14 protein-coding genes are annotated in these 22,938 nt (G+C 65.9%); 4 read left to right on the plus strand and 10 right to left on the minus strand.

What is annotated here, in order from left to right:
- Positions 1-93 precede the first annotated feature (93 nt).
- Both NZ773_01015 and NZ773_01020 read left to right on the plus strand, forming a co-directional pair.
- Positions 94-2,388, plus strand: coding sequence for a DEAD/DEAH box helicase (locus NZ773_01015; protein ID MCS6800514.1), 2,295 nt, complete (start codon positions 94-96; stop codon positions 2,386-2,388).
- The gene (locus NZ773_01020) at positions 2,360-3,181 is read left to right on the plus strand and encodes a methyltransferase domain-containing protein (protein ID MCS6800515.1); all 822 of its coding nucleotides are present in this window, start codon (positions 2,360-2,362) and stop codon (positions 3,179-3,181) included. The genes NZ773_01015 and NZ773_01020 overlap by 29 nt, the downstream gene beginning before the upstream one ends.
- Positions 3,182-3,316: 135 nt before the next feature.
- On the opposite strand, the gene NZ773_01025 is transcribed toward NZ773_01020, so the two are convergent.
- The 4 genes from NZ773_01025 to NZ773_01040 form a co-directional block, all read right to left on the minus strand.
- Entirely contained in the window at positions 3,317-3,763 is a 447-nt protein-coding gene (locus NZ773_01025; protein ID MCS6800516.1) for a MaoC family dehydratase N-terminal domain-containing protein, read from the minus strand.
- 20 nt (positions 3,764-3,783) lie between these two features.
- Positions 3,784-4,776, minus strand: a complete 993-nt coding sequence (locus NZ773_01030; protein MCS6800517.1) for a flippase-like domain-containing protein — start codon at positions 4,774-4,776, stop codon at positions 3,784-3,786.
- A 10-nt stretch (positions 4,777-4,786) separates the two neighbouring features.
- Positions 4,787-5,908 carry a DUF362 domain-containing protein gene (locus tag NZ773_01035; GenBank protein ID MCS6800518.1) on the minus strand — a complete coding sequence of 374 codons (1,122 nt, stop codon included), beginning with the start codon at positions 5,906-5,908 and terminating at the stop codon, positions 4,787-4,789.
- A gap of 101 nt (positions 5,909-6,009) precedes the next feature.
- Positions 6,010-7,011, minus strand: a complete 1,002-nt coding sequence (locus tag NZ773_01040; GenBank protein ID MCS6800519.1) for a Gfo/Idh/MocA family oxidoreductase — start codon at positions 7,009-7,011, stop codon at positions 6,010-6,012.
- A 129-nt stretch (positions 7,012-7,140) separates the two neighbouring features.
- Between NZ773_01040 and typA the strand changes: the two genes are divergently transcribed.
- Positions 7,141-9,003, plus strand: a complete 1,863-nt coding sequence (typA, locus tag NZ773_01045) for a translational GTPase TypA (GenBank protein MCS6800520.1) — start codon at positions 7,141-7,143, stop codon at positions 9,001-9,003.
- A gap of 79 nt (positions 9,004-9,082) precedes the next feature.
- Here the strand turns inward: typA and NZ773_01050 are convergent, their stop codons facing one another.
- The 6 genes from NZ773_01050 to NZ773_01075 all read right to left on the minus strand — a co-directional run bounded on the left by NZ773_01050 (position 9,083) and on the right by NZ773_01075 (position 21,498).
- Positions 9,083-12,898: a glycosyltransferase family 39 protein gene (locus NZ773_01050; protein MCS6800521.1), complete on the minus strand. Its 3,816-nt coding sequence runs from the start codon at positions 12,896-12,898 to the stop codon at positions 9,083-9,085.
- Positions 12,899-12,903: 5 nt separating this feature from the next.
- Positions 12,904-15,987, minus strand: coding sequence for a TIGR03663 family protein (locus tag NZ773_01055; GenBank protein ID MCS6800522.1), 3,084 nt, complete (start codon positions 15,985-15,987; stop codon positions 12,904-12,906).
- Positions 15,988-16,044: 57 nt separating this feature from the next.
- Positions 16,045-17,790 carry a glycosyltransferase family 39 protein gene (locus NZ773_01060; protein MCS6800523.1) on the minus strand — a complete coding sequence of 582 codons (1,746 nt, stop codon included), beginning with the start codon at positions 17,788-17,790 and terminating at the stop codon, positions 16,045-16,047.
- A 4-nt stretch (positions 17,791-17,794) separates the two neighbouring features.
- The gene (locus NZ773_01065) at positions 17,795-20,134 is read right to left on the minus strand and encodes a DUF2298 domain-containing protein (protein MCS6800524.1); all 2,340 of its coding nucleotides are present in this window, start codon (positions 20,132-20,134) and stop codon (positions 17,795-17,797) included.
- A gap of 3 nt (positions 20,135-20,137) precedes the next feature.
- On the minus strand, positions 20,138-21,076 hold the full coding sequence (ftsY, locus tag NZ773_01070) for a signal recognition particle-docking protein FtsY (protein MCS6800525.1): 939 nt from the start codon (positions 21,074-21,076) through the stop codon (positions 20,138-20,140).
- Between the two features lie 62 nt (positions 21,077-21,138).
- Positions 21,139-21,498 (minus strand): hypothetical protein, encoded by a 360-nt coding sequence (locus NZ773_01075; GenBank protein ID MCS6800526.1) that lies wholly within the window; start codon positions 21,496-21,498, stop codon positions 21,139-21,141.
- A 150-nt stretch (positions 21,499-21,648) separates the two neighbouring features.
- Here NZ773_01075 and mgtE point away from each other — a divergent pair, with 150 nt between their 5' ends.
- On the plus strand, positions 21,649-22,932 hold the full coding sequence (mgtE, locus tag NZ773_01080; protein ID MCS6800527.1) for a magnesium transporter: 1,284 nt from the start codon (positions 21,649-21,651) through the stop codon (positions 22,930-22,932).
- Positions 22,933-22,938 lie beyond the last annotated feature (6 nt).

Genomic DNA, 22,938 nt, shown 5'->3' on the forward strand with positions numbered 1-22,938 from the left:
GCGTCTAGGATGCGCGAAGTATAGGCTGCCGTTTCGAGAGCCGACAAGGCAGCATTCGGGGTACCATTCGAGAAACCACGATCAGGACACCCTATGTCGGACGAATCACCGCGGCAGTCGCGTCGCCGTGTCGGGAGCGAAGCCGGCGCTCGCTCTTCCGCTGTCGCAGCAAGCGACTGGCGGCCGTCGGCGTTCCGGCCTACTCCTGTCGCGCGTCAACGGGCAGCGCAGTTCGCCGCCCGCTACCCGTTCGAGTTGGACCCCTTTCAGCGCGACGCGATCGCTGCGCTCGCTGATGGTCACTCGCTCCTCGTCACGGCGCCAACCGGCACAGGCAAAACCGTCATCGCCGAGTTTGCGGTGCAGGACGCGCTCGATGCCGGCCAGCGCCTGATCTACACCACGCCGCTGCGCGCGCTCTCGGCGCAGAAATTTCGCGATTTCGTTGCCATTTGGGGGGCAGAGCGCGTTGGCATGGTGACCGGCGAGACAGCGATCAACGATCGTGCTCCGATCCTCGTCATGACCACGGAAATCCTGCGCAATCGCCTCGTCAGCGAGGGGGGAGACGAGGTGCGCGACCTGCGGGCGGTTGTTCTCGATGAGTTTCACTATCTCGCTGACCTCGACCGGGGGCGGGTCTGGGAGGAGGTTGTCCTGCTCATTCCTCCCTCCGTTCAGTTAGTCTGCCTCTCGGCCACTCTTCCGAACGTCGCCGAGGTGGCAGACTGGCTGCACGAGGTTCACGGCTCGACGGTTGTGGTGACCCATGATCAACGCGCCGTTCCGCTCGATGTCTACTACTTCGATGGAAGCAAGCTGCTCCGCGTCGCCGACCCCTCCGGGAAGATCGTGGCTCGCCCGCGCGGGCGGACACGCGACCCCGAGAACCCGGACCTTCTCGCTGCCGAGGTCGTCGCGCACCTGGCTCAGCGCCAGTTTCTCCCCGCGATTGTTTTCGTCATGAGCCGACGGCGGACGGAAGAGCAATGCGACTTGACTGTCGACTCCGGGCTCGACCTGCTCCTCGACCCGACGGCGCGCGACGACATCGAGCGCGAAATCCGGGCCGTCGAAGAGCGGATCGGGAGCGAGGAGCTGGCGATGGCGCAGCTCGACCGGCTGGCGGCGGCGCTGCCGCGCGGGGTCGCGTTTCACCATGCGGGCTTGGTGCCGGCGCTGCGCGAACTGGTCGAGCGACTCTTCGAATCCGGTCGCATCGGTGTCGTCTTCGCAACGGGCACGCTGGCGCTGGGGATCAACATGCCCGCCCGCACCGTCGTTCTCGAGCAGCTCTCCACGCGGGACGAACGGGGGTGGCGCCCGCTGCACAAGCGCGAATTTCTGCAGATGGCCGGGCGTGCCGGCCGGCGAGGCAAGGATCGCCTCGGCCATGTTGTGGTCCTAAAGCATCCCTTCGACCTCTTTGACCATCTGGAGCGGCTGCTCAAGCTGCCACCCGAGCCGATCACAAGCGCCTTTCAACTGGACTACGCCTCGGCGCTCTACCTGCTCGACCGGTATGGAGCGGAGGGGATGGTGGAGATGTACCGCCGCTCGTTCGCAACCTTTCAGAAGCTGCGGGCGGCAGAGGCGATTGCGCGAGGAGGGAAAAGGAGCCGGTCGGGGGAGCCCCTCTTCCTCGTTCGCCGGCGCGCCCAAATCGAGAACGACATCATCGACCACGCCCGCCGGCTCGAATCGATACTCGGCCGCTACGGCTATTGGGATGGAAGGCGCGTGACGCTGCGGGCGGCGTTTCTCCGGCGGTTTTTCCACGGCAATGCGCTGCTCACGAGCGAACTCGTCATCGGGGGAGCGCTGAAAGGGCTGCTGGCGACAGAACTCGCCGAGGTCGCGAGCTGGCTTGAAGGCGGCGGTCGGACGGGGCGGGGACGGCGCCCTCCCTCTCTGCCGCCGCGACTTGCTCACCTCTACCGGGTCATCTGGCTGAAAAGCCGGGTAATCGAGCGCCACGAGCAGGAGAACCTCCTCGCGGTTTCTGCCGGTTTGGGCCCGCCTGCGCTGCACGGCCTCGTCTGGCGCGCCGTGCGCGGCGAGTCCTTGGCAAAGCTGTGCGAGGATTACGCTGTTGACCCGGGAGACGTCTACGGGCGGCTGACCGACACGGCGATGTGGCTGCGGCAGCTCGAGAGCGCCCTGCTCGCCTCCGGGCTCGACCCGGCACTGGCGGATGTCGCTCGGACGGCGCGACACCTCCTTGTCGAGCGCGCCGGCTCAGTGGGGTTCACGCCGCTGATCCCCTCGATCGCGGCAATTGCCGAGCCGCCCGAGCCCGCCCTCGACATTCCCGAACCCGATTCTCCGATCGACCGCCCCCCGGAGGAGGACCATCGCTATGGCCGACCCATTACGTCCGAGCGCTGAGGAAGCGATTGCCGAATGGCGGCGCCGTGTCCGCGCCAACCGCGAACAAGTCGACCGCGTGCGCGAAGTCGAGGATGGCGCCGACTTTTACGCCCCAGTTGCCTCTGCCTTCCGCGCCGATCCTCACCGTCAGGATGATCCTGTGCTCAATGTCCTGCGGACGATGATCCGTCCCCACGAATGCTGGCTCGACATCGGCGCCGGCGGCGGACGCTACGCGCTTCCGATTGCCCTTCAGGCGCGCGAGGTGATCGCCGTCGAGCCGTCCGCAGGGATGCTGGCGGTGCTCCAAGAAGGGATGGAGAACTACGGCATCCGCAATATCCGGATCGTCCATGGCCGCTTCCCGATGAGCGGGCTCGAAGCGGATGTCGCCCTGATCTGCCACGTCGGCTATGACATCGAAGAGATCGGCCCCTTTCTCGCGATGATGGAGCGGAGCGCTCCGCGCCGGATAGCGGTGCTTTTCGAGCGGCAGCCCACCGCGCCCGCCGACGCGCTCTGGCCGGCAGTGCACGGCGAGCCGCGGGAGACCCTCCCCGCCCTTCGCGAGTTCATCATCCTGCTGCTCGCGCGGCGGGTCGTCCCGAACATTGTCACGCTCGAGGTGCCCGGCCCCTCCTACGACTCGCCCGAGCGGGCGCTCGACTTCGCCCGCCGGCAGACGTGGGTGCGGCCGGGAAGTGAGAAGGACGCGCGTCTCGAACGGATTGTCCGCGAGCGGCTGATCGAGCGCGATGGCCGGTTTGCCTATAGCTGGGACCCGGTGACGATCGGGATCGTCAGCTGGTAGCAGACGTGGGGGCATAGGGCGCTGCTGCAGAGGCAGGGAGGCGACGGGGCACCAGCTGCGTTTCCCCGCGCTGGCCGCCGGCGCCGCTGCCCAGCACTGTCGGCCCGAGGAGGAGCGCGCCGCAGCCTGGGAGGTTCAGTAGCGGATCCGAGTTGCGCGATGTTTCGCGACCAGCTTGCCGTGCTGATTGGTGTAGGTCGTCTCCCAGACCGTGAAGACCATCTGTCCAAGCCGACCGGTGCGCTCGTAGAGGTCGGTCCATTTCGCGATCACGACAATGATGTCGTCGGGACGAACAACGCCGAAGTACTCGAACTCGTCGCCCCCGTTGAGGAGCCGAGTGGTCTTGAGCGGAAGTTCCGGAAACGCGCCCGGCTTGAGGTTGTAGACGAAGGTCGGGGGAGCGATGATGCCGCCCCACCGGGTCGTTCGGGCGTACTCTTCGTCAAAGTAGAGCGGGTTGGGGTCGCCAATCGCCTCGGCAAAGAGCCGGATCTGGCTCCGGTCGACGCGGTGGACGCCCGGCTCGCTGGTGACCCCAATCATGGCGCGCGCTTCGTCGGTGATCAGGCTCTCCGTCATCGCCTCCCTCTTCGCGTCTGTCACGGCGACGGATCGGCAGTCGGCGCCGCGAGCCCGAGACGGGTGAACCGCCACTGGCTGTAGACAAAGAGCGCCCCGGCACCGACTGCGACGCCGAACCACAGTGTACACGCTCGAATCAGGATCGTGGCGGCGGCGGTAACGTCGCTCGGCGCCCCGACGAGCAGCCTGGTCAGGGCGGCGATCCCGCCTTCGGCGACCCCAAGCCCGCCCGGGGTGAGGAAGAGACCGCCTGCGAGCGATGAGACTGCGAGGATAAAACTTGCCTGGAGGAGGAGCATGCCGCTCGGCTCGAGGCCGAGGCCGGCGAGGACGAGAAAGAAGGCGACGCATTCGCCCGCCCAGGAGAGAACGCCAAGGGCGATCCCGAACCCGAAGCTGGGACCGCGGAAGAGCACCGCGCTGCCCTCATAGAAATGCCGAAGGTGGTGCGCGCGGGTCCGGATGAGGGGGAGGCGCTCAGCAAGGGCAAGCACAGCCACAGCGAGCGGCGGATACTGGCTCAGGAGGAGCACCATCGCGGCCAAGAGGAGCGTGCCCACCATCACCTCAAACCCGAGCCCGAAAACAACGATCCCGGCGCTGGCGAGGATTAGAAGAGCAAGACCGTCAGTCAAGCGCTCCGCGATGATAATCGGCGCTGCCCGGCTGAACTGAATGCCGCTCTGCTGCTGGAGCAGGTAGCATTTCAGCCACTCGCCGACCTTTCCCGGGGTGATGGTCATGCTCAGGCCGCTGAAAAAGATAAGCAGGCTATCGAGCGGAGCGACCGTGCGCGCCCCGAGCAGCCGGATGTAGTAGTGCCATTTCCCGAAGCGGATGACATAGTTGGCCAGCGTTAGGCCGATGATGGCCGGCAGGAGCCCGACCTGGAAGCGACTGATTGCGGCGACAGTCTCAGACAGGTCGCCATAGACGAGGAGCGCAAGCAGCACGAGAACGCCAAAGGCGAGCGAGAGGAGAATGCGCCCGCGGAAGCGTGCGAGGTTCATTCGGTTCGCGTCAGTATTGGTTGAACAGCGCGCCCCACGGGCCCTCTTTGATCTTCTGGATCCGTTTCAGCCCGTGGACGCGGTACCAATACCAATTGTGATAGATATTGGAGGCAAGATAGCTCCACGGCACCAGCGGAGAGCGAAGCAGCAGGTTTTCGAGCGGCTTCAACGGACCGTGATAGATCAGCTTTTGTCCTCGGCTGGCAAACGTGTCTTGATTGCCGTGGAAATGCCAGTTGACGTTTGAGATGTCATCGCCGACGTACTCGATCGCGCGCGTGTCGCCGACGCCGAGACCGCGCTCGTGCCCATTGCGAATGAACCCGATCGAGAGGGGGTCGAACCCCATCAGCCTCGCTGAGGTGGCGTCAATCGCCACCTGATCGCGGCTGGCGAGGATCACGTTCTTGACGTGGGGCACCATGCAGCGGGGTCCAGGGCCGTCCCCGGCGATGGTGCCATCCATGACAGCGAAGACGCCGGGATGGATCTCGTACTGGATCGCGAGCAGATCGATGATCGCTTGATGGATCACCGAATGGGTCCAATGCCGCTGGAAATTAAGAAGCCCCCCGAAGGCATTTTTGACTGCCCCGGTGATCTGGGTGAAGACGTGGGTCTTCACGGTCGGGAGATGGATGATGTTTTTGCCGATCAAAAAGTCTGGGATGTAGATGCCGTCGGGGTAGACATCGTTCAGCACTTCCATCTTGGCGCGCGGCTCGTAGCGGATCCACTTCACCGGCGGCTCTTCGAGGTGAACGGAAGGAACGCCGTGCCGGTCTGTCACCGCTTGATGCTTGTTCTTGATCGCTCCCTCGTGGGCGTCGACCACGACCGTGCTGTTATGCACGGCGACAAGGCGGTCAAACCCCTGCGCCTTCAGCGAGCGGATCGTGCCGTCCAGCTGCCACGGGGCGGTCGAGCAGCCGGGGTACCAATGCTGCCACGAAATGTTGACCTTCAGGATCGTATCGACGCTGCGGTCGAGTTCCTGGTCGACGTCGGCAAGCCGGATGAGACGGTCATAGTCGTCGAGGACAGTCTCCGGTGACGTGAACAGGACCGCCACTTTCGGCTTGCCGGTATAGCGCGGCCCCGCGGGCCGGCTGGGCGATGTCTGGATCATCAGTTCCTCCGAGGCGCTCGAGCAGGGCCGAGTATAGGAGTGTCAACCTGGAGGCGTCCACCTGATGCGCGGAAGCAAGCGCGTCGGCGAGCGGTCCTGCTCTAGCGCTCAATGCGGACGACGCGCCGCTCGGCGGCCGAGCGCGCGATCGCGTGGGTCAGCCGTACGCCCTCTAAGCCATCATAGCCGGTGGCGAGGAGCGTTCCGCCCTCGAGGATAACCGAGCTAATCTGCTCAATCTCGGCGACGTACACATCGTAGTTCGGCCGTGGCGGCACAAACTCATACGTCCGGCGGCCGTTCGGGAGCGTGACTTCAACCTGCCCGGCGATGTCGTAGGAGATCGTGCCCGCGGTGCGGACGTACCCGCGGGTTGCGTGGACGACAAGACCGTTGGCGGGATACGGCAAGCGTCGGCTCGAGAGCATCTGGGCGAAGATTCCTCCATCGAGACGGAGGGAGGAGACTGACAGCTCCTCGACCCCTCCTTCCACCGCGTCATCGAGCGCTGCGACGAGCTCGACTTCCTTGTTGGTCACGTAGCGGAGAAGGTCGGCGGCATGGATGCCGATATTGAGCAGCGACCCGCCGCCCCGCTCGGCGCGGTAGCGCCATTCAGCATGGCGGACGAGGCCGGCGTTTGCGCAGTCGGACCGGATGAAAACGACTTCCCCGATCTCACCCGAGAGGATCAGCTCTCGAACGACGATATGTCCGGGCTGGTAGCGGTTGTTGTACCCCGTTGCAAGGAGCCGGCCGCACTCGTCGGCGACATCGATCATCCGTTGACACTGTTCCACTGTCACGGCGAGCGGCTTATCGCACAAGACATGCTTGCCGGCGCGCAGTGCGGCGATCGTTTGCTCGCAGTGCACATCGTTCGGAGAGCCGATATAGACCGCCTCAATCGTCGGGTCTGCAAGAAAGGCGGCAAGGTCGCTGTAGGCGCGCGGCGCGCCGTGTTTGGCGGCAAAGGCCTCTGCCCGGCGTTGATCTCGGCTGTAGACGCCGACGAGGCGAGCGTTCCTGCTGTTGACAATCGCCGGCGCCATCCGCGCGTCAGCGTGCCGGCCGATCCCGATGATCCCCCATCCGACGCTCATCGCTCTCGCTCCAACGCCTCATCGTAGCAGCCTGAGGAAAAGAGAGGCGATATACTTGTGACAAAGCTCACAGAACAGCCAGAGCAGCGGGCGCGTCGTCGCGCCTTTTTTGTGCAGCAGAGAGAGACCATGCGCACCCAACGGACTGATCTTCGCAATCTTGCGATCATCGCGCACGTCGACCATGGGAAGACGACCCTTGTCGACGCGATGCTGAAACAGAGCCGGGTCTTTCGCGAGCACCAGCAGGTGGGGAGCCTCATTCTCGACTCGCATGAGTTGGAGCGTGAGCGCGGCATCACCATCTTGGCCAAGAACACCGCAATCCGCTACCGGAACGTCAAGATCAACATCATCGATACGCCCGGCCACGCTGACTTCGGCAGCGAAGTGGAACGAGTGCTGACGCTGGCCGACGGCTGTCTCCTGCTTGTCGACGCGGTCGAAGGACCGATGCCGCAGACACGCTATGTGCTCAAGAAGGCCCTTGCGCTCGGGCTGCGCCCTATCGTGGGAATCAACAAAGTCGACCGGCCGCGCGCCCGTCCTCTCGAGGCGCTCGAAGCGACCCAAGACCTCTTCCTTGAAGTAGCGACCGACGCTGATCAGCTGGAGTTTCCCGTCGTCTATCTGGTCGCCAAAGAGGGGCGCGCCGGTGTTCAGCCCGACGCGCTCGCGCCGGACTTGACCCCCCTGTTCGAAACGATCCTCGCCGCCATCCCGTGCCCGACGGTTGAACGGGATGCGCCCGTTCAAGCCCTGATCGCCGCGCTCGACTATGACCCGCACCTCGGCCGGATCGCTATCGGCCGCCTCATGCGCGGAACGCTTCGAACCGGCGCGCCGGTGGTGCGGGTGCGAAGCGATGGAGCCATCGCCCCCGAAAGCGGGCGCAAGGTCCGGCAGCTTCTCGTGTTCGAAGGGTTGAAACGGGTCGAGGTCACCGAGATCGCGGCTGGCGAGATCGTTGCGCTGGTCGGGCTCGACGACGTCGCGATCGGCGACACAATCGCCGACCCGGCATTCCCGGAGCCGCTGCCGGCGATCGCGGTCGATGAGCCGACAGTCCGGATCACGCTCGGCGTCAATACCTCGCCCTTCGCCGGCCGCGAGGGCAAATACCAGACCTCCCGCCAACTGCGCGATCGGCTCGAGCGCGAACTGGAGACGAATCTCGGGCTGCGGGTAGAGGAGACCGAAAGTCCTGACCGCTTCCTCCTCAGCGGGCGGGGAGAGCTGCACCTCTCGATCCTGATCGAGACGATGCGTCGCGAGGGCTATGAGTTCGAAGTGTCGCGGCCGGAAGTGATCGTGAAGCGGGTCGATGGTCAGCTTCAGGAGCCGGTCGAAGAGCTCGTGATCGACACGACCGACGAGTACGTCGGCGCCGTCGCCGAACTTGTTGGGCCCCGCCTCGCGCGGCTCGTGAATATCCGCCACCGGGAGACAAGCGCCGGCACGACCGACGTTCGGCTCGTCTACCGCATTCCGACACGCGGGCTTATCGGGCTGCGCACCCAGCTGCTGACTGCTACCCGCGGCAACGCGACAATGAGCACTCTCTTTCTCGGCTATGAACCGTGGCAAGGCCCGCTCGCAGCGTCGCGCGGCGGCGCTCTGATCGCAACCGAGTCGGGCCGCGCCGTCGCCTACGGGCTGGCGAGCGCCCAAGAGCGGGGCCAGCTGTTCATCGAACCCGGGACCGAGGTGTATGAAGGGATGATTGTCGGCGTGGCGCCGCGGGCACTGGATATTCCGGTGAACGTCTGCCGTCAGAAGAAGGCGACGAACATTCGCTCCTCAACAGCAGAGATCGCCGTCAAGCTGACGCCGCCGCGCCGCCTCAGCCTCGAGGATGCGCTCGACTTTCTCGCCGCCGACGAACTGCTTGAGGTGACGCCAAAGAGCTTGCGTTTGCGGAAGCGGCTGCTCAGCGAGCACGAACGCGCTCGGGCGCGCAAGCAGGAAGCGAAGGCGGCTCTCGCGCTCTAGCCGCTCGCGCTCTCCTCAGGCAGCGGCCGCTTGCCCGCCCGGCTGCAGGCGGGAGCAGGCACCCGGCGGAGACGGATGGCTAGTTCTCAATCACGATGCGGACGACTTTTCTGCCTCCTGTATCGACGACATAGAACCTGCCGTCGTCCGCCGCGACAATCTCAACCGGCAGCGTGAACAGCCCGGGCGCGCCGCCAACCTGCTGGACCCCTTCACGAACGTCGTAGCGCACGAGGCGGCCTCGGTCCGGGTCGGTGACCACCGGTCGGGAAGCAGCGTCGAGCACGAGGTGAGGTCCGTTCAGCGGGACAGACCAGTTGATCGGCCATTCCGCTTGATAGCGGCCGCCGGGGTCGAACCATTGGAGACGCTTGTTGCCGGTGTCGAGAACGAGGAGGTCGCCGGTCGGAAGCAGGGCAGCGTCGGTCGGTTCCAGCATCTCGCCCGGACCGGCGCCCTTTCTCCCGCCGTAGATGGTCAGCAGCTGGCCGTCGGAAGCGAACTTGAGCACGCGGTTTTGCCCCGTGTCGGAGATATAGAGATTGTCCGCCTCATCGATCGATAACCCGCGCGGCTTGTAGAAGTCGGACCGCGCTAACGGCAGCCGCCCCACAAACCGGCCGTCATCAAGGCGGTATTCGTGGATCCCGGCTGTTGTCGCATCAAGGATGAACACTCGCCCCGATCGGGTGATGGCGATCCCGGTCGGCTCTTGGAGGCCGCCTGCTGTCGGCTCTGGACCCGCATACGCGCGGATAAACTGCCCCTGGGGATCGAAGACGAGCACTCGCCGCGCTCCTCCATCAAGCACGTGCAGAGCGCCGGTAGGGTCAAGAGCAGCAGCGCGCGGCTCCTCAAGCCGTCCCTCAGGGGAAAGTCCGTAGGTCATCTCGACTCGAAGCGAGAGCGGCGGGCCGCTTGCGAAGCGCACGACGCCGCTCGGGACGCGGACGGCGGCCTCTCGGGGAGCCGCAGGCACGGTCGGGCTCGGGGGAAGATCGCTCCCTTGGGGAGGCAGCAGCACCGCTGACGGGATCAGCTCGCGTCGTCGCCCTGGCGGCGTCCAGTAGAGGTAGATGCGCGAATAGGGATCGCGGTCGACGAACTTCAGCTGGAGATCGTGCAGCCCTGCCTCGAGCGGCACATCTACCTCGTGGAGTTCGCTGCCGCGACGATTGTCGATAATCAGCCGGCCATTGAGAAAGAGTTGGGAAGTGCTGATCTGCTCTGTCCCAAAGCGGTAGACACCTGGCTGGTCGATCCGGAGCGTGCCGCGCCACTCCACGCTGTAGGGGCGAGGAAGGGGCAGAATGTGGAAGTACATGCCGATCTGCGGATCGATCCGGAGAAGGGCGGGCTCTCCTGCCCACTCGGCGTTGGGATAATACGCGCCGAGCAGCCCTGTCGCCGCAACGGGAGGGAGATAGAAGAGGTTGGAGGGGATCGGGCTGAGCGTGCCGCCCGGCGGCTCCCAGGCCAATCGGACTGGTTGGCCTGGGCGGTCGGCACGAGCTCGGAGCAGGAGAGCGTGGTTGCCGGCTGCGAGGGTCAGCCGCGCTGCCTGGCCTCCGGTGAGCACGCGCGCGCCGTTGAGGAACAGCTCGGCACTGCTCGGTCCTTCAAGGAGCAGCCGGTAGCTGCCGTGCCGGGGAACGTGGAGCGTGCTCCGCCACTCCGCAAGCACCGGAACCGCGAGGCCGAGCGTGGCCGGGTCGATGTTGATCTCGGTCTCGCGGCGGCTGAGATCGGGCCGCTCGCGTTCAGTTCCGTGCGCGAAGTAGCGCGCCTCAACGCCTTGGATGGCGACGATATCGGCCGGCGCGAGCTGAACAGCGTAGACGAGCGGAGGTCCGCCGAAGGGCGGACGCAGCTCCTCGACTTGGGCGCTGGGATAATAGAGCCGAAGCTGGCTGAACGCCGCCTGCTCGCTCGGGTCGAGGAAGAAGAAGGTCCGCGGAGCAACGGCGCGCACCGGTACGTCTGTTGCGGCGTTGAACAGGGCGCCTTCGGGCGCCTTCGGGGCGAGGAACCGGATTGTAGGCGGTCGGCCGGAGAAGAACTGGCTGAGGTAGACTGCATCGTTCGGAGAGAGCTCGCGAAGCCGCAGGGCAACGAGCGTTTCGGCCGCGGAATGGGCCGCAAAGGCGGCGAAGTCGTTTGCCCAGGCGACGAAGTAGCGATGATGGTTGACGACGGCGACGAAGAGGAGGGCGCTGCCGAGAGCGATGGTGCCCCCCGCTCGCCAAGCTCGCGACCATGCCGACGGGCCATGCCACCGCGCGGGGAGACGCGGAAACGTTCCAACCAGCAGCGCTCCGAGCGAGAGCGGGGTGCGGCTGCTGCGCGCGGCGGCCGCCGGGTTGCCGTACGTCCCCCAGGGGCTGCGCACCCAGCGGTCCCAGAGCGCGCCGAGCGGCAGCGCCGCAAAGATGAGCGTCGGCGGCAGCGCGGTCGATGCGCGCAGCGACTGCGGAGCTTCAAAGTTGAGGGAGAGGATCCCTCCAAGCAGCATCGTTCCCCACCAGATGATGAGGGTCGGCCCAGTCGGGCGGCGAAGCAGTCCCAACGTCAGCCCCACGCCGAGAACGAAGAGCGGCGCCAGAAGCGGGTCGAGCATCGGCCGGCCGGGAAGGTTATGGCGGCCATTGCGGTCCCCCGCCACGTTAAACATCAGCAGGTGCTTCTCGATGTTGTCGAGCAGCGGGCCCCAGTGACCGGCTCGCTCCACTTCGGGCATCACGCTTGCGACCCCAAGCCTACGGTTGAACTCCTCGGGGAAGCGGACTGCAAACCATGCCAACGGCCCGGCCGCAATCAGCGCCGCGAGGGCGAGGAGGAGTGCGCCTTGGCTGATCGATGGCCAGAGCGATCGCCGCCAGAGCGCAGCCGCGAGGAGCAGAACGGCGAGGGTTACCGGGAAGATCCGTGACGGGAAGTAGAACTGGAGGTCGAACCCGACAAGAAGGCCGGCGATAACGAAGTCGCGCGGCCGGCGGTCTTGCAGTCCCCGCACGAGGAAAAACAGGACGAGCGTCTCGAGGGTAATGCTGAAGATTGCGGTGCTGGTCGGAAAGCGGCTTAGGGTGACGTGCCAGCTGGAAACGGCGAGAAACCACGCCGCAATGAGCGCGATCCGCGGCGAGCCGAAGAGCCGGCGGGTGAGGAGGTAGATCGCGGGGATCCCCACGGTTCCCGCAATCGCTGTGGTCACCCGCAAGGCAAGAGGAGTCTCTCCGAAGACGAGCATCGCGAGGGCGGCAAGGTAGATATTCGCCGCCGGGTTTTGGTTTTCGACGTAAAAAATCGGCCGGTATGTCGGCGAGGCGAGGATCTGCTGGGCGCCAAGGCCGACGACCGCCTCGTCGTACCACACTCCGAAGGGGAGCGTCGCTAGTTCTGCGGTACGGAACCAGAGCCCGACTGCGGTCGCGAGGGCGAGGATGGCCAGTTCAGCTCGGCCGATTGGCGGGCTGACCGGTGTCCGCGTGCCGGCCGGCAGCAGGAAGGCTGCGCCGAGTGTCATCGCAACAGCGGCGAGGTAGAGGAGCCAGGCGAGGTTTGGATTGCGGTCGCTTGAAAACAGCCAGAGGGAGCCTCCAAGGAAGAGGAAGGCAGCCGCGCCGGCAAAAGCTGACGGAAGCGCGGCCGTCAGCCGCGGCCAACGGCCTGTGCTCTCCCAGCCGTCAGGACCGGTGGCGGGCAGCGCGTACTGCGCCAGCGCGATTGCAATAAGGAACGCCGCCCCAGCAGCGATGAGGTCCGGCGGCTGGCTCAGGTAGCGAGCATTGGCGGCGACGGCGAGGACAATGGCGACGATCCCAGCGAGGAGGCGGCGCGGCTGCGACGGGAAGAGGAGCCGGGTCGCCGAGCGGGAGGAGGGCGCCGCTGGTGCCATCGCGGTTAGGGAAGCGGGTCAAATCGTTGGACGCGAGCGTTATTGCTGTCAACGACAAAGAGCGCGCCGTCCGGCCCGACGGCGACGCCAATGGGGAGATTGAAGCTCCCGGGCTCGGCGCCGAAGCGGCCCACGACATTGAGAAGCTGCCCTTCCGGCGAGAACCGGAGCAGCCGGTGGTTCTCGGGGTCGGAGACGATGACATTGCCGCTCGGGTCGACCGCGAGATACGGCTTGTTCAGAATGCCGGTGCTCTCCCAGCCGCGGATCGGGGTCGCCCCCAGGGGGCGCAGGCTCGCGTCGAACCGCTGGATCCGTCGGTTCCAAGTGTCGGCGACGAAGATCGTGCCATCGGGAGCAACGGCAATCCCGACCGGTTCTTGGAACTGCCCGAGCATGGCGCCGGCGCCGCCGAAGGCGCCGAGAAACTGCCCGTCCGGCCGGAAGCGCTGTATCCGCTTGTTGCCGGTGTCGGTGACGAGCAGCGACCCGTCATCGAGGAAGGCGATCGCGCGCGGCCCGTAGAACCGGCCGGGATTTCCCGTCACCTGCCCGACCGACTCGCCGAACTCGCCAAACTTCCGCAGAAAGCGGAGATCGGCGGTGAACTGCTGGAGGCGATGGTTCCAGGTATCAGCGACCCAAACGGTGCCGTCAGGCGCGATGGCGATCCCCCACGGCTCGGTGAATTCACCATCAAGCGTTCCCCGGCGGCCGACCTGAGCGACCACGCGGCCGGAGGGATCGAACTTCTGCACCCGATGGTTACCCGTATCGACGACGTAGATGAAGCCGTCTCCATCGACGGCGATGCCGCGGGGCTCGAGCAGTTGTCCTGCGCCGCTGCCGCGAGCGCCGAAGGCTGCGCTCGGCTGAAGAGGGGTAAGCGCGAGAGCGTATTCATCCGGTTGCGCCGGCCGCGCCGGGCCGGCGGTCAGCGGCTCGCCGGCGAGAAGGGAGCTCTTGACGAAGAAATAGCCGTCTTCCGAGCCGAGCGGCTTGCCCAGGTCGCGGTTGAAAAAGTACTGCCACAGCCGTTCTAGCCCGGTGGGACTGAGCGACGCCGCGACGGCATCGCTGAACCCAAACGCGCTGTTCGGGCGTCCCGGCTGAGCGGCCAAGGGGGAGCCCATCGCGGCCACCCACTCGATAGCGCTCTTGTAATCCTCGGGGAACCACCAGCGATGACGGTAGCGCTGCCCGGGGGTGTAGTCGCTCAAATACGGGCGCATCCGCTCCACATTGTTGGCGTGGATAAGCACCACCTGCCCGGCGGGCGGAGCAGCAGCACCGCTGTAGGAGGGGTAGTCGACGTTCGGGTAGTGGCGGAGATACCACGCCCAGGGCCAAGTAAAGCCGCTGGTGCTGTCGACGGAAATGCGCAGCTCTTTTCCGCCTGTAGCCCGGAGAGAGAGCCGTTCGATTTCGCGGTACAGCCGAGGGATATCCGGGGAGGTTTGGGTGTAGATCAGCATCTCGGTGGCGATATCGCCGTGTTTGTAGGTGACAGTCCACGCAGCGCGCATCGTGAGGACGAGCAGGATCAGGACGATCGCGCCGCTTGCGGCGCGGACGATCCCCGAGCCCCCGAACGGTGCCCCAACCTGAACAGCGGCCCCGACAAGGAGCAGCGCGATCCCGATCAGGGCGAGCGCTTGGCCGTTCCATCCCGGTGCGAGGTCGGCGGCGGCTTGAATCAGGCCGGCGGCCCCTGCCGCAAGAACGACCGCTGCCGCGATGAAGAGCGCAACCACCGCGGCGGCCCGCCACGCCACGTCCGAGTTCCACCGCACCCCCTCAAGCCACCAGCCTGCTGAGCGACCCGCAAGCACGATCAGCGGCAGCGCGACGTGGACAAGCAGCCACGGCATCTTCTCGCCTGCCCAGCTGTACGCAACGAGCGAGCCGACAAACCAGTAGAAGAGAAACGCAACGAATGGTGTCAGCCTCTCCCGGTGGCGAACGAGGGAGGCAATCCCTGCGCCGGCAAGGGCAAGCGGAAGGAATTCATAGAGCGGCAGCAGCAGGAGGTAGTAGTACCACGGCTGGTTGCCGCGCTGCACCCCATGCTGGTCGAGCCAGTAGGCGAGACTGCCCCAGACCCCAGACCCGATCCCCGGCAGATTGGTAAAGAAGGTGCTGTACAGGAGCACGAACACTGTCCAGAAGAGCGCCGCATATCCCGGCCAGACGGTTCGGTTCCACCACAAGCCGACGGCGGTCGAGATGACAAAACAGATGCCAGCGATCACGAACTGCGAGAAGATCGCCCGCGTGGTCACCCAGGGCCCAAAAGCGATGACAGTCGGGTCTGTCGAGACGAGGGGTGTCAGCTTCGCAAAAGCGGCGAGCAGGGGCAGAGTGAGCGTGCCGAGCAGGATCAGGACGCCGAAGATCCTGTTGTCCCGCACCTCCTCCAAGCGAGGAAGGCGCCCTTTCCCAGCGAGATCCCACAGCCAATAGGCGGTGAAAAAGCTGCCGAACACCGCAACGGTAATGTAGTGGGTCTCCTTTGCCGAAAAGCCGAGCGCCATCATCAGCGTCCCGAGATAGAGCCAGCGAACTTCCTTGCGCTCGATGTACCGCCAGGCCGCGAGTGCCAAGAGGAGGGTGAAGACCGCCATCAGGATGTCGTTGCGGGAAAAGCGGCTGTAGTACAGCATCGTCGGCGAGAAGGCGAGCAGCACCGCCGTGACGAGCGCGCCGCCGCGGCCGAGGAGGTCGCGCATGAAGAAGGGGAGGAGAACGAGGACGGTCCCAAAGGTCGCGTAGAGGAGGCGAGCCGTGACGTCGTTGTCGCCAAACAGAAAGTAGATCAGGGCGTTTACGTGAAACTGAAAGGGGCCGTGCATCATCGGGTCGTGCTGGTAGCCCCGCCCGGCGTAGAGATACCAGCTATAGAGCACGTGCAAGCTCTCATCGTGATGCATCGCGCGCGTTCCGAGATCCCAGAACCGCATGATGGCTGCGACAAGGGTCAGCCCAGCGTAGGCCAGCGTCTCCCAAGTGACGCTGACGACGCTGAACACCCGGTCAACAGCGTCGCCGCGAGCGGAGAGCGAGCGGAGAGGGAGAAGAGCTCGAGTCATGCGCCTGCTCCTCGCTGGCACGGGTGCGGCCAGCTCGCAGAAGAAGTCGAAGCGGTGTCATCTCAGTATGACCAGAAGAGCTTCGCGGCGAAATCCCGTTTCGCCGGCCGTGCGCCAGACATACCAGCGCCAGAAGGAACGCGCCCCTTCTGGCGGACCGTAACTTCCAAGAGCGTAGACGCTGCGTATCCCGCTTGCTGCCGTCTCCGGGAGAGACGTGCCGACCGGCACAATCGCTGCATCGAGCCCTCCCGCGAGGTCAGCGCGCATGCGCATGCCCGGCTGATCGCGGAGGAGCCAGGCAAACGGAACCCGCAGCTCCGGGGCGACACCGTAGGCGATGATGCCTCCCCGCGCGGCGCGCAGTTCCGCAATCTGCTCGGGAAAGATCTGCGCGGCGGGGCCGGGAACGTCTGGCAGCACCCACTCCCCGGCGCTCGGTCGGGCGTTCAGCGCGAACGAGGCGTGGATCGACCCCATCAGCAGGAGCGCCGCTCCGGCAAGTGCCGTCACCGGCAGGGCGTTCCGGCCGAGGGAAGCAACGACGAGCACGCTGTAGCCGCCGGCGAGGGCAAGACTGAGAAAAACGGCCAGCCACTGCAGCGGCGTTCCCCCATCGCTGCGTGTCAGCACCGCCGATTGGATATAGGCGTAGACCAAGAGGGGGATTGCGCCGAGCAGCGCTGCTCCTCGCGCGAGGTCGTCGCGTCGCAGCGCGCAAAGTACATCCGCAAGCGCGGTGGCGGCGAGGAGGGCAAGGGGGAACGCGATCGCGGCGAGCGGTCCGACGAGGCGCTGTCCGCCGAGCACCGCGACGGCAAGCGCGACACCGCTCCAAAGAGCGAGAAAAGCGAGCGCCTGCCGGCTCCGCGGCTCGCGCGCTCTCCCGCTCAGCAGCCACAGGATGCCCGCAGTCCCCGCGCCGAGCGTGAGCGGGTCGTAGCTCACCAACGCCAGGGGCGGCAGGAGCGCGCTGCCGCCGGTCGTAAATTCGCGGACCCAGCCGTTGACCGCGGGCAGCGCGAGCCCGCTCGGGTCGAGGAAGAACCGGGTCGAGACGAGAAGGAACAACAGGAGCGCCGCAAGCACTGCACCGCCGAGCGAGGGGGTCTGCCCCCTCTCAGTGCGCCACCGCGTCAGGAGCGCCGTGAGCGGCGTCGACGTCCCGAGCAGCCGGGCGATGACGAGAGCGACGGCAGCCGCGAGGAGGAGGGTGACCGCGCGAGGACCGCTCGTCAGCAGCATGGCGAAGGCGAGAATGGCCGTCGCGGCCCAGCCGGCCTGGCCATCCCGCTCGAAGCGCAGGAGACCAAGCAGCGCCACCACCGCCGCCAGAAGAGCGAGCGCGTCCGGTTCCCCGCGGCGCGAGATGGCGAGCGAGAAGGGACTGACGGCGAGCAAAAACGCGGCCAGAAGGGCGGCAAGCCGCCCGAGGAACGGTCGGAACGCGGGCATCAGGGCGACTGTCGCCGTTCCAGCGACGACCGACGGAAAGCGGGCAGCGAGATCTGAGGGAGTGGCAAGGAAGAAAACCAGCGCAGTGAGCAGGTCGGCGAGCGGCGCGCTGCTCCCCGCGGGGCGGCCGAGAGTGAGGTCAAGCGCTGCAAGCGCGGTCGCGCTTTCACCGAGCGAGAGCGGGTCGCTCGCGGCGAGCCCAAGCCGCAGTCCGGCAGCGACGACAATCGCCACGCCGTAGAGGAGCCATTCGAGCGGGACCGCAACCGCGGGGCGGTTGAGCATCGCCTCGAGAGCGGGAGGCGCGCTGCCGCTCGCGCTGCGGACGGAGGGCGACAGCTCTGCCACCGCGCTAGCGGGCTCGGAAAATCGTTGCGCTGCCATTCTGAAATGCCACATCAAGGTGCGACGCCAGCCGCTCTCCGACGCCTGCGCCGTATTTCTGCCTTTCGAGGCTGCCGACAAAGACGTACTCTGCGTTGTACTTCTTCAGGAGAGCAAGCAGTTCGTCGCGGCTTGCAGCAGTGTAGATGCGGTCGATCTCGGCATCGCGGCCGCGGAACGGCGCGTCGGACCCGCGCCACTGACGCTGATGGCCTGCCCAGCCGAGGATCGTCGGAATTCCGGTGCGCGCCGAGACCCGCCCAAACTCGGAGTACTGCCCCCCTGTCGCCTCAACGACGACGGCGCCTCGGCTCGCCTGAGCGGCCAGCCAGTCGATCGCTTCCGCTTCCCCGGGGGCAGCGGCGCGGGCGAACGCCAAGCCGTCGAGCGTCGGCTGCCCGGTGAAGCCGTCAGCCCTGCTCCACGTTGCAGCAAGCGTGTAATACATTCCCCCTGCAATCAGGATAAGACATGCCGCGACGATCACCCCGCGCTTCCACTGGCGCAGCGTTTGCGGCCAGAGCGAGACAAGAGCGTAGCCCCCTGCGACGGCGAGGAGGGTCCACGCTTGGAAATACAGCTTGAAGACCGTGTTCATTCGGTTCCCAAAAACGTCCAGAATGAAAAAGTGTTCGGCCGCAAGATGCAAGAGGAAGGCGGTGCCGAGGAGCAGCGCTGCGAAGGCATCAGGGCGCGAGGGGGTCCGAAAGGCAACTAGGAGCGCAAGGGTGACGATGGCGGCAAGAGGAAGCGAGATCGCCGCCTTCGCCGGCAGAGAGTCGATCACGAGCGGCGCTGTCCCAGTGCGCACGGCGGCGGGCAGCGTCACCAGCAGCCAAGCAGCTGGGAGAGCGGCCCCGATGAGGAGCGCCGGCTGAAGCGCGCGGCGCCAGCCGGCATCGAGCTGCCCCAGCTGCCAGCCGACGAAGGCGATGGCCGGGAGAGCCAGGGGGCCCCAGAAGAGCGCCCAATGGTGCGGCTGGGTCGCGACTTGGACGACAGGGCGAATGCCCGACGCCTGTGACGAGAACGAAAGGTAGAACGGAAGGTAGAGAACGAGACTTGCTCCTCCAAGCGCGAGGGCAAACAGGCCGACATCGCGGATCAGCCGGCGGTCGAGATGGCCAGCTTTGCGGTACGCGCTCAGGGCGACTGCCGCGACGACGAGCCCGCCGTAGGTCGGCAGGTCCCACGAGTTGAGAAAGCCGAGCGCGCCGACGCAGATCGGTAGTGCCGCTGCCTGCCAGGGGTGAGCGCGCGCCCACCGCATTCCCCAAGGATACGGAGAGTGAAAGGCAGCAGCAGCGATGCCGACAACGAGGAGGTTAAACGGCAGGGCCAGCACGTGCGGATGCAGATCGCCGAGCACGAAGCTGAAGATCGGGAACTCGTTGATGGTGTAGTCGATTCCTTGGCCGTCACGGAACGTGTTGATGACCCGGGTCGCCTTCCACCACCACCAGTGTTCTGTTGGGGTCCAACTGGCGGCACGGTAGGGATGCGTCAGCCCGTCGATGGCAAGCGCGCTCCAGAATTCCGCGGTGCCCCAGCCCCGCGACCGCGCGAAATCGAGCAGGCCGACCAAGTTGCCCATCCCGACCAGCAGCACCGTGCCAAGCAGGCCGGCGAGCATGGTCTGCCGCGGCGTGGCCGCAGGCCAGCGCGCAATGACGAGCGACGAGACGAGCCCGAAAGCGGCGTGAGCGGAGAGCGCCATGACGAGCGCCAAGGCGAGATTGAACGCGACCGAGGCCGGGGTTGCGGCGAGGTGGGCGAGCATCCCAACGAGGACATAGCCGAAGTAGTAGTACGAGACGGTGTAGCCGGCAAGCCAGGGGTCAGGGGGAGGGAAGGCGTCGGCGCGCAGCACCGCATTGAGGAACAGCAGCTCCATCGGCTTCTCGGTGCCGGCAATCTCGGGAGCGTAGGCGCGGACACTTGCCCACCCGATGAAGATCACCGCAAAAAGCGCCTCGCCCGCCAGCAGCCGTTGCCAGTTGTCGCGCATCCAGGCAAGCTGCAGCGCTGCCTGCACGCGTCCGCCGAGCGCTGCCAGCCCGCCGAGAGCGAGGAGAGCCACGCCGAGCACCGCAGCCCCGCGGTTTGGCGGAAACAGAGAAAGCGAAGCGCCAATCCAGAAGAAGAAGCCCGTGAAAATGATGCCGAGCGGCCGCGCGAGGCTGAGGCCGCGGTCGGCAAGCTCCGGAAAGAGGCGCAGTGCCAAGGGCGCCGCCGCAAGCCCAATCAGGGTGGAGAGCAGCCACCAGCCGAGAACTGGCAGCGCGACTGCCTCGATCAGCGCGGACATGGGCTACTCGAACAATTGCCGCACGTACTCGGCTGGGTCGAAGTCGACAAGATCGTCGAGCTGTTCCCCAGTCCCCAGATAGCGGATCGGCAGGCCCAGCTCATTGGCGATGGTGAAAGCGATCCCGCCCTTGGCAGTGCCATCGAGCTTTGTCAGCACGATCCCGTCGATATCGGCGGCTTGGGCGAACGCTTCCGTCTGCAGGATACCGTTCTGGCCGGTGGTGGCATCGATGACGAGCAGCACCTGATGGGGCGCGGTCGGGTCGACCTTAGCGATGACGCGCCGGATTTTCCGCAGTTCCTCCATCAAGTTCGTCTTCGCGTGCAGCCGGCCAGCGGTATCGATGATGACCACATCTGCTCCCCGGCTGCGTCCCGCTTCAACGGCGTCGTAGGCAACAGCGCCGGGGTCGGCGCCGGGCTGATGGGCCACAACTTGGACGCCGATCCGGTCCGCCCACACCTTCAGCTGCTCGATGGCGGCGGCACGGAAGGTATCTGCGGCGCCGATCAGTACCCGCTTCCCCTGCCGGTGCCAGCGGTGCGCAAGTTTGGCGATAGTCGTCGTTTTGCCAGTTCCATTGACGCCGACGATAAGGAGTACGAAGGGTCGGCCGTCGGGAAATCGCCGCGGTTCCCGCTCAAAGGGGCGGTCGTCCTCCTCCTCCACCTCGCGCAGCACGGCGCTCATCTCTTCTTGCAGCGCCTGCTTGGCGCGGTGCGCATCCGTAATCCCCTCCTCGCGGACACGCTCGCGGAGCCGGCTGAGGAGCTCTTCCGTCGTGCTCAGGCTGAGATCGGCGCTAATCAGCGTCTCTTCCAGCGCTTCCCAGAAAGCATCATCGATCTGACGGCGCTCAAAGACCGCCGCAACGCGCTGGAAGACCGCGTCTCGGGTTCGACGGAGGCCAAAGTCGATCTTGCGAAGGCGCTCGAACATCGCTCTCTCGAATGCTAGCACCGCTCTCGGCGCAGCACCATCGCGCTGCCGGCGTCATGTCGCTAGGGAAGAAAGAGGCGGACTGTTGTTCGCTGACCGTAGGCACGCTCAATATCGCGGCCGAATTCCCGGTCGGGAGCGTAGAGATCGATCCATCCCTCGCTGCCGAGATTTCCTCGGTCGAGGCAGATCACCGGCCGGCCATCCTTGAAGACGGCGACCGTGCCGAGGGGGATGTCCCACGAACAGGCAGCCGCCCCGACAAACGGCGGGATGCCGGAAAAGGTAGCTCGCCCGGTCGGAAGATAGTAGCTGACGCGGACCTGCTTCGCGGGGACAAAAGTGACCGCGCCGGCGACCCCCGGATTTGTCCCGACGACCACGATCAGGGCGGCAGCGATTGCGCTGAAGCGAAGGATCACGCCAGGAAGATAGCAGGTCCCCTCTCCCCGATCGAGCGTTTCCCATGCGACCGCCCGACTTCGATATGCTTCAGGAGCGCGCCTCCGGCGCCAGGGAAATGTCGTTCCACCTTCTCGAGGTGTCGCTTGGTCCAAGCACAGAATACTGACGTGGCGGCGCTGCGCGCGCTGCCGCGCGAGGAGCTCGCAGAAGACCTGCTCAGCCGGAGCCCGAGCGAACTCGCCGAGCTGTTGAGCCGGCTGGGGGATGACGCGCTCGCGGAGATCGTTGCCGAGCTCGATCCTGCCGACGCGGCACGGCTTTTGGGGAAACTGAGCCGCGCCCAGGCAGCGGCGCTGCTCGAAGAGATGGACCCCGACGATGCCGTCGACATTGCCGGCGAACTCGAGGACGATGATGCCGAGGCGATCTTCATCGAGATGAACCCCCATGACGTCGAGGAGTTACGCCGGCTGATGAATTACCCGCCGGACAGCGCCGGCGGGATCATGACGACAGATTACGTCGCGATCAGTCCCGATCTCACTGCCGATGAGGCCTTAGTCGCGCTGCGCGCCGTGGCGGAGGAAGCGGAGACAATCTACTACATCTACGTCACCGACCCGGCAACGAACCGGCTGCTCGGGGTGCTCTCCCTGCGCAATCTCGTCCTCACTCGGCCGGAGACCCCGGTCCGCGACCTCATGGTGACGGAGATCGTCAAGACCCGCGTCGATGCCGACCAAGAGGAAGCCGTTCGCCTCCTCGACCGGTACGGGCTCCTCGCGCTGCCGGTCGTCGACGAGGAGGACCGCCTTGTCGGCATTATCACCGCCGATGACGCCGCTAGCGTCCTGATGGAGGAGGCAGGAGAGGACATCGAGCGCCTCGGCGGCTCGCAACCGCTCGAAGAGCCGTATCTTCGGGCATCGATCCTGCATCTCGTCCGAAAGCGGCTTCCTTGGCTGCTCATCCTCTTTGTCGGCGGCGCCTACACCGGAACGGTGATCGCGGCGTTCGAGGAGACGATCTCCCAAGTGGTGGCGCTGACATTTTTCATCCCGATGCTGATCGGCACCGGCGGCAATGCCGGATCGCAAATCGTGACGACCCTCGTTCGAGCGCTCGGCATGGGCGAAGTCAATCTGGGTCACCTCGGGCGCGTCCTCTGGCGCGAAGTGCGGGTCGCGGCGCTGCTCGGCACTGCGATGGGGATAGCGACCTACATCCGCGCCTGGACCTTGGGGGTCGGGGTCGAGATCGGCCCGGTTGTTGCCCTTTCGACCGTGACCATCGTTCTCTGGGCGGCGATCGTCTCCTCGCTCTTGCCCCTGCTGATCAGCCGGACCCGGATCGACCCTGCGGTCGTCTCGACCCCATTTATTACGACCCTCGTCGACGGCACCGGCCTGCTTATCTACTTCGTTATCGCGAGCAGGCTGCTGGGGATCTAGCGCCCG

It is taken from the genome of Dehalococcoidia bacterium (assembly GCA_025054935.1).
Lineage (GTDB): Bacteria > Chloroflexota > Dehalococcoidia > SpSt-223 > SpSt-223 > JANWZD01.